This window comes from Henriciella marina, assembly GCF_027213945.1.
Taxonomy (GTDB): domain Bacteria; phylum Pseudomonadota; class Alphaproteobacteria; order Caulobacterales; family Hyphomonadaceae; genus Henriciella; species Henriciella marina_A.
Window position 1 is genome coordinate 1 of sequence record NZ_JAPWGW010000010.1, and the last position, 6,911, is coordinate 6,911.

General features: G+C 59.1%; 9 protein-coding genes and 1 pseudogene. 4 read left to right on the forward strand and 6 right to left on the reverse strand.

Going from position 1 to position 6,911, the window contains the following annotated elements; genetic code table 11:
- Positions 1-85 precede the first annotated feature (85 nt).
- The 6 genes from O4G74_RS15845 to O4G74_RS15870 all read right to left on the reverse strand — a co-directional run bounded on the left by O4G74_RS15845 (position 86) and on the right by O4G74_RS15870 (position 4,241).
- Positions 86-1,753, reverse strand: coding sequence for a recombinase family protein (locus O4G74_RS15845; protein WP_119380400.1), 1,668 nt, complete (start codon positions 1,751-1,753; stop codon positions 86-88).
- 2 nt (positions 1,754-1,755) lie between these two features.
- The gene (locus O4G74_RS15850) at positions 1,756-2,178 is read right to left on the reverse strand and encodes a DUF2924 domain-containing protein (protein ID WP_018149450.1); all 423 of its coding nucleotides are present in this window, start codon (positions 2,176-2,178) and stop codon (positions 1,756-1,758) included.
- Positions 2,178-2,417 (reverse strand): DUF3489 domain-containing protein, encoded by a 240-nt coding sequence (locus O4G74_RS15855; RefSeq protein WP_018149449.1) that lies wholly within the window; start codon positions 2,415-2,417, stop codon positions 2,178-2,180. The genes O4G74_RS15850 and O4G74_RS15855 overlap by 1 nt, the downstream gene beginning before the upstream one ends.
- 142 nt (positions 2,418-2,559) lie before the next feature.
- Positions 2,560-2,742, reverse strand: a complete 183-nt coding sequence (locus O4G74_RS15860) for a hypothetical protein (RefSeq protein ID WP_018149448.1) — start codon at positions 2,740-2,742, stop codon at positions 2,560-2,562.
- A gap of 402 nt (positions 2,743-3,144) precedes the next feature.
- A complete protein-coding gene (locus O4G74_RS15865) occupies positions 3,145-3,621 on the reverse strand; it encodes a methyltransferase family protein (RefSeq protein WP_269403500.1) in 477 nt (158 codons plus the stop codon).
- Positions 3,597-4,241, reverse strand: coding sequence for a cation transporter (locus O4G74_RS15870; RefSeq protein WP_018149445.1), 645 nt, complete (start codon positions 4,239-4,241; stop codon positions 3,597-3,599). The genes O4G74_RS15865 and O4G74_RS15870 overlap by 25 nt, the downstream gene beginning before the upstream one ends.
- A gap of 131 nt (positions 4,242-4,372) precedes the next feature.
- Between O4G74_RS15870 and O4G74_RS15875 the strand changes: the two genes are divergently transcribed.
- The 4 genes and pseudogenes from O4G74_RS15875 to O4G74_RS15890 all read left to right on the forward strand — a co-directional run.
- Positions 4,373-4,789: a MerR family transcriptional regulator gene (locus tag O4G74_RS15875; protein ID WP_269403501.1), complete on the forward strand. Its 417-nt coding sequence runs from the start codon at positions 4,373-4,375 to the stop codon at positions 4,787-4,789.
- Positions 4,790-4,928: 139 nt separating this feature from the next.
- A complete protein-coding gene (locus tag O4G74_RS15880) occupies positions 4,929-5,255 on the forward strand; it encodes a DUF2946 family protein (protein WP_269403502.1) in 327 nt (108 codons plus the stop codon).
- 71 nt (positions 5,256-5,326) lie between these two features.
- The gene (locus O4G74_RS15885) at positions 5,327-6,622 is read left to right on the forward strand and encodes a TolC family protein (protein ID WP_269403503.1); all 1,296 of its coding nucleotides are present in this window, start codon (positions 5,327-5,329) and stop codon (positions 6,620-6,622) included.
- A pseudogene (locus O4G74_RS15890) lies at positions 6,619-6,911 on the forward strand (efflux RND transporter periplasmic adaptor subunit); the annotation flags it as partial. The gene O4G74_RS15885 and the pseudogene O4G74_RS15890, both read left to right, overlap by 4 nt.

Here is a 6,911-nt window from a genome sequence, read left to right on the forward strand (position 1 = left end):
CGATGAACCGGATCGACGATCTGCTACCGTGGAACTGGGCGGCTTCACGCGCGGACGTGTAAGAACTGGACGCTTACCGAGCGGATCAGGGAAGTTCAAAGCCGAACTTGTCAGCTTGGCGATCCCAATCCAGCGGAAGGTTTGAGCGCAGAATTTTCTCAAGACTTAAATCGGCTGGTTGCCGTCCATCCAGGATCGCTTTGACAATCGCCGGCGAAAGAAAAGCCAGCTTCATTCTCTGGCGCAGCGGCGATGGGGTCCAGCCGATGCTTGAGGCGATATCGGCCAGCGACGTGCCTGCCCGCCAAGTCTTCATCCAGACATGTGATCTGGCGATGGCATTGATGAGGGTGGTATCTCGCTGCGGCGCTGATGCGCCAAGAATGAGCACGGTCTCGACGCCGCGCTTCTTCAATGTAAAGTCTTCTGCGTGAACTAAAGCTGGCGCTGAAAATTCGCTCGCTGGGATGCTGATGGCATCAGCAAGCGCCTCGTCATCTAAGGTCAGCCTCAACTCCCCTACCCCCACCTTAATACGCTCCAAGAACCGGAAACTCCTGGCAGGCGTGGCGGAAGATGCCAGAAGCTCAATCTCAGCCAGTCCAGCTGAGAGCCTGCCGAAAGATTCTGCATCTGGGTTGGCGAGCAGATGTTGAGGGGCCGTCCGCAGCCAGTTTCGCAGAGCCTCAGTCACGGCTTTTTCGAGTTTGGCGGCGGGCAGTCGCCATCCGCTGGATGCCTCACTCTTGGTGTTGAGCAAGCTTCGAGAGACATAGTATCGCCACCGGCGACCTTTTGCGTTGGCATAGGTTGGTGTGAGGCGCTCACCCGTTTCATCATAGAGCCGACCCGTCAGCGGCGATCCTTCGTTGGTCTTCTGACCTCGCTGCCCGCGTTGTCGTGCGCTCTTCTCCTTCAACCGATCCTGCACGCGCGACCAGAGCATCTCATTAATGATCGCAGGATGAGTTGAGGGATAGGCATTTTCCTTATGCCGTACCATGCCGCGATAGACAGGATTGGTTAGAAGAGAATGGATCGCGCCCCGGGACATCACACATCCACCGAGTGATTTGCCACTTTTGAACGTTCGCTCCTTCGACCGGATCCCCTCAAGGCTGGCTTCGCGCGCAACTGCGCCAAGGCATTGGTGTTCGTCGTAAAGCGCAAATAGCCGCCTTACCGTCTCGGCCTCACCCTTGTTCAGGACCAGCTCCCGCTTGTTGGGGTCAGGATGCGGGTCGTAGCCAAGCGGGGCCAGTCCACCCATCCAGAGCCCTCGTTTAGCTGAGGCGGCCAGTTTATCTCGGATACGCTCTGCAGTGACCTCACGCTCAAATTGCGCAAAGGACAGAAGGACGTTGAGTGTCAGCCGGCCCATGCTCGTTGATGTATTGAACGCCTGCGTGACGGAGACGAAGGAACAGTCTGATTTATCGAACCGCTCGACCAGGCGCGCAAAGTCGGCAAGCGAACGTGTGAGCCGGTCAATCTTGTAGACGACCACCATGTCAATCCTGCCCGCATCGATATCGTCGAGAAGAGTTTGCAGGCCCGGCCGCTCCATATGTCCACCTGAGATGCCGCCATCATCGTATCGCGTCGTCAGAAGCTTCCAGCCTTCATGCTTCTGGCTTTCAACGTACGCCTTGCAGGCCTCCCATTGAGCGTCGAGAGAATTAAAGCCCTGCTCGAGGCCCTCCTCATGGGATTTGCGAGTGTAGATCGCGCAGCGGATCGTCGTCTTGGCCATGGTCAGGTCTGCTTACGCTGCAAGCCAAAGAAGCGAGGGCCGGACCAGCGCGCGCCAGTGATCTCTCGGGCAACCGCACTCAGCGAACGAAATGTTTTGCCGCGATAGATCACTCCATCAGCCGTTACGTCGACCGAGTGCTGGACGCCATTCCACTCCCGCACGAGCCGGGTACCTTGCGTTGCGATCTTTGCAGCTTCTGGCGGCGGGTCACCCGCGGCGATCCGCTCGAGTGTGGATTGCAGGCGCTTACCTAAATCGCCGTACTTCTGAGCCTGGGCCTCATACGCAATTAGGCGAGCGAGAAAAGGCGTACTTGTTCGATTGGGAGGCGCCTGCGAACTGAGGGTTTCCCATAAGGCGAGGAGCTCCCCGCGGGGCATGTCCCGCAGGATCTCCATATTGGCTAGCATAAAGGCAGTCATCACGCTTTCTCCAGACGGTAGCGCGCGTAACGGTCTCCGTCCGCCGGCGGGAGCTTCTCCAGCTTTCCATCTTCTGCCCGCACTCGGGTGAGTGCCGCGCGAACGGTATGCGGAAGCCAGTCCAGGGCTTCGGAGATCTGATTGACCGTGACGCCGTCTTTCTTGTTGAGCAGGTTCACAAGCTGCTCGCGTTTTGTAAGCGGCTTCTTCTGGGTTTTCGGTTTGGTTGATGTAGTCATTGGTTTTCCTTCAGTTTGCGAGGAGCGATTGGCCGCTCCCACTGGCTGAAGGCCCGGCCATCTGAAGGGGGCTGGCGCGCCGAAATTCGTTTTCGGCGCGCCTACACTCACGCTCTGTTGGGGCGCGAAGTCCAGCCGAAAGTCAGCGGCTTTCTGAAGACTTCCGATGATTGGCCAAGGCCTGCTCCGCCAAGCCAATAGCTTCAAATGACTTAGCCACCGCACACTCGGCGTGCGCCGTGAATTGTTCGCTGTCTATTTTCGGTGACTGGGCGTTGGCCGCTGCTGCGTGCGCATCTTCAAGCGCGGCGGTCGCATCAGCCATGAGTGCGGAAGGTGATTTCAATCGAGCCATGCTTCGATTGGCGCTTAATTCCGTGATCGGTTCAAGCGCAAACGGGACTGCGTGATTTGCGCACCAGATTTCCAGCATTTTGTGCCCGCCAAGTTTGAGCCTATGCTGGAGTTGGCTGAATCCTGTACCTTCTGATCCTGCTCGCCGTCGTTAGTCCGAATATAGAGACAGCCATCGACTATGGTGGATTTCCTTTTGTGATCGCTGGCGCGGCTCTCACGCTCAATCTCATGGGGTACATGTTCGGGCTGACGGCGCTATTGTTCACGAGCGACCGCAAGGAGACCATTCCTGGCGCGAGGCTAGACATCACCAGTAACGTGAACACCCTCGAAGATCCCGGAGACTGCCGTCTGCCATCAATGCGATAGGCTACAGCCATCGTCGCGTTCGACGGCAATAGACGTCATAAGCACTGCCGAACTTTTTCTTGAGAGCCTTTTCCTCCGGTTCGATTTGCAGGACCGTCATTGCGGCGACAAATACAACTGGAGCGAGCAAGGCTGCACCATTCCCGGTCCAGATAGCGAGGCTGGTGAGGACTAGGGCAAAACCGAGATACATCGGGTTTCTCGAGACGCGATAGAGTCCGGTGGTGACCAGATGCCCGGCATCTGTCGGCCTGACCGGATTGACCGTCGTGCGAGCTATCAGGAAGGCGGCAACTGCAGCGGCAAGAATCGCTGCGCCAGCCAAGGCCAGACCTGCCGCGATGGCATGGTCGGCAAGCCCCGGATCATAATCCAGACCTGGTGAAAGACGGGATGCCATCCAGCCAAGACCGGCGCAAAACAGGAACTGGAGCAAGGGCGGAATGCGCAGCTTCATGAGGCTTTTGCCGTCGAACATGCGGCGCCGGATTTCTGTTGCCTCAACTCGCCGACGGCCTGCAGTGTGATGGCCCAGGAGGAACGCAGGAAAAGGCCTGCCAGTAGGGCGGCAACAATCAGGTCCGGCCACGGCGATCCGGTCAAAGCGACGGTGCCGGCTGCGGCGATAACACCGACATTGCCGATCGCATCATTGCGCGAGCAGAGCCAGACGGAGCGGACATTGCTGTCGCCGTCGCGCCAGCGCAATAGAATCAGCACGCTCAGCAAATTGGCCGCTAGAGCCAGACCGCCGATAATGCTCATGGTGATCGTCTCCGGGGACCCGTCTGAAAAGACACGGGCGATGGTAGATCCCAAGATGAACAACGCGATCAGCGCCAACGACCCAGCCTTGAATAGAGAGGCCTTCGCCCGCACCGAAGCGCTCATACCGATTACGGCAAGGCTGATCGCATAGGTTGCCGCATCGCCGCCAAAGTCCAGCGCGTCCGCCTTGAGGGCCTGGGACCGGGCAAGGTAGCCTGCGGAGAGCTCGACGATGAACATGATGGCGTTGATCGCGATGACGGCTAGAAGCGCGCGCCGATAGGACTTCGATGTTCCATCGAAAGATGTCTGTCCGCAGCAATCACTCATGCAACTGTCTCCTTTGGAAGGCGCCTTATGTCCTGTCAAAGTCGGACATCGTGCCTGCAAAGCTTGTGTTTCCGATGGTCAAAACTATTTCTACAGCCTACAGTAACTGTAGAGGCAAGGGGTTTCACCACATGGGATCATTGACGATTGGAAAACTGTCCGCGGCGACCGGAGTAAAGGTCACCACGATCCGCTACTATGAATCGATTGACCTACTTGAAGAGCCGGCGCGGAGCGCGAGCGGGCAAAGACTGTATGGCGAAGCGGCTGTCGAGCGTCTTGGCTTCATCCGGCACGCCAGGGACCTAGGCTTTCCCGTCGCGGCGATCCGGGAACTGATTTCATTGCAAGTTGAGCCAGGCAGGGATTGCGATCTGGTCGACCAGATCGCCCGCCGCCAGCTGGGCGAGGTCCGCCGCAGGCTTACCCAGCTAGAAGCGCTTGAAGCCGAACTAAAACGCATGATTACCGCCTGCGAGGGCGGGAAGGTCGCGAACTGTTCAGTGCTCGCAGCGCTGGGCCATCATGAGCAATGCCCGCGTGAATAGCATGCGGGCAAAAGGTCGAAAGTGCCCCTTCAAAACGGGGCTTGACCCTCTAGTTACTAGAGGTGCTATGGAATTGGGCTTGGAATAATTCACTCGCATCTAAGTTTACAGTATGAACCTGCCCCGGATGATAAAGCACTTGCGAACATTGATCGTCATGATGATGACGGTCGCTTTCGTGATTGCGCCCATGAGTGCGGCGGTGGATACGATGCATACAGGCGATCAGAGCGCAGAGATGTGCGCGGGCGCCGAGCTTTCGCAGGACGGGTCCCGCGAGGAGCCCTCGCATGACGAACACAAACATAAGGCCCATCATTGCGGCAGCTGTCATGTCCACATGATCGGCGGGAGCTATTTCGGCGCCGCCATTCAGCCTGAGATTCAGACTAAGCGGCTTCGTCCGGGCTTGGCATTCCACGCGAGCCTCGTTCCGGATGGCCTATACCGACCTCCCCGCGCCTAGACCGACGACACCAAAACTTTGTGCTGCTCCGGCTGCACTGTCGTTGAATCTGGACGAGGAAACCATCCAAAATGAAAATTCTGCTATGTGGCGCTGTTGCCGCAATAGGCCTGCCTGCCATGGTCGGCGCAGCCTATGCCGAGGGGTGCAGTGCTACCCCGCTCCGGGCGATCGAGTATGATCAGACGCCTCCGCTCACGCTGGAACAGGCTGTTGCGCGAGCCGGCAATACCGCGCCCGAAATCCTGATTGCCGCCTTGGAAGCGAGAGCCGCTTCGGCCGATGCCGACCAGGCCGGGCGGCGGCTCAACCCGGCGGTTTCCCTGGAGACCGAGAACTTTGCGGGCACCGGCGGTCTCGAAGGCTTTAATGCCTATGAGACGACGCTGGCGCTGGAACAGACCTTCCAACTCGGAGGCAAACGTCGCTTGTCCGAGAGAGCTGCAAGGGCCGAGGCCGCGCTTGCAAGCGCAAAGTGCAACGTCCAGCGATTGGAAGCCCAGCGCCTTGCGGGTGAACTCTTTCTTGACTTGCAGGCAGCAATCGAAATGGCCGCCGTGGCAGATGCATCGGCTAAACTGTCCGAGGAGTTTGCAGATATTGTTGAGCGTCGCGTCGACGCGGGGGCCACAGCCCCGCCCGAGCTGTCACGTGCAAAAGCCGAAGCCGCGATCCTTCAGGCCACCGCCGATACCGCCCGAGGCGAGGCGGAAGCTCGTGCACTGGCGCTCGCCTCGGTCTGGGGCAGCGCCGAGGTAGATTTCATCCTGCCGAGGGCAGAGGCTTCACACTTGGCGCTCTCCGGTACGGAACCGGATTCTGACGGCACTAAACATCCAAAATTGCAAGCGGCTCAAGCCGGTGCGGAAGCCAAGGTGGCAGCGACAGACCGCGCGCGGGCGGGCGCCTGGCCGGATATTACTGTCTCTGCTGGCATCCGGCGCTTTGAGGACACCGGAGACAGTGCATTCCTCGTGGGGGTAAGCCTGCCATTGCCGGTCTTTGACCGTAACCAGGATGCTACAAGGGCAGCCAAATTCCGCACCGAAGGGGCCGAACTGAATGCCAGGGCCATCGAAGCGAGGCTGAGAGCCGAGCAGGCGAGCCGCGCCGCGCAAATCCGGGGCGCAGAATCCCGATTGCAGCGTCTTGAGGAAGAGGCCCTGCCCTTCGCCGAAGATGCCTACGCTTCAGCCGCCGAAGGCTACCGGGTTGGCAAGTTCGATCTCACCGCCACGCTCGATGCAAGACGCAGCCTAATTGAAACCCGCGCCGCCGTGATCGATGCCCGGCTGGCGCTCCTTACACAAACCCTGCGGCTGCGTGCGCTGATTGGCGCAGCGCCCTTCGACGGAGAGATCCAATGAAACTGAATTTGTTCTATGCGGCGCTGCTTTCTTCGGCGCTTCTATATCTTGGCGCCTGTGGCAATGACGCTCCCGCTTCACCACCTGCAGACCAGACGGCCCCGGAGGGCGAGGGCGACCATGAGAGCCATGCAGAAGACGGCAATGATCATGTCGAGCTGACCGCCGAGGAGGCGGAAGCTGCCGGTATCCGGACCGGGCGAGCCCAAACAGGAGCGGTTTCGGGCCAGCTGGAACTGCCGGCCGAGATCCGTTTCGATGCGGACCGTGTCGCAAGGGTCTCGCCACA

What these genes read in the sequence shown, in the direction of transcription:
- O4G74_RS15885 (WP_269403503.1), top strand. Translation starts at nt 5,327, where the DNA reads ATGAAAATTCTGCTATGTGGCGCTGTTGCCGCAATAGGCCTGCCTGCC.
- O4G74_RS15870 (WP_018149445.1), bottom strand. Translation starts at nt 4,241, where the DNA reads ATGAGTGATTGCTGCGGACAGACATCTTTCGATGGAACATCGAAGTCC.
- O4G74_RS15850 (WP_018149450.1), bottom strand. Translation starts at nt 2,178, where the DNA reads ATGACTGCCTTTATGCTAGCCAATATGGAGATCCTGCGGGACATGCCC.
- O4G74_RS15875 (WP_269403501.1), top strand. Translation starts at nt 4,373, where the DNA reads ATGGGATCATTGACGATTGGAAAACTGTCCGCGGCGACCGGAGTAAAG.
- O4G74_RS15845 (WP_119380400.1), bottom strand. Translation starts at nt 1,753, where the DNA reads ATGGCCAAGACGACGATCCGCTGCGCGATCTACACTCGCAAATCCCAT.
- O4G74_RS15860 (WP_018149448.1), bottom strand. Translation starts at nt 2,742, where the DNA reads ATGGCTGATGCGACCGCCGCGCTTGAAGATGCGCACGCAGCAGCGGCC.
- O4G74_RS15865 (WP_269403500.1), bottom strand. Translation starts at nt 3,621, where the DNA reads ATGTTCGACGGCAAAAGCCTCATGAAGCTGCGCATTCCGCCCTTGCTC.
- O4G74_RS15855 (WP_018149449.1), bottom strand. Translation starts at nt 2,417, where the DNA reads ATGACTACATCAACCAAACCGAAAACCCAGAAGAAGCCGCTTACAAAA.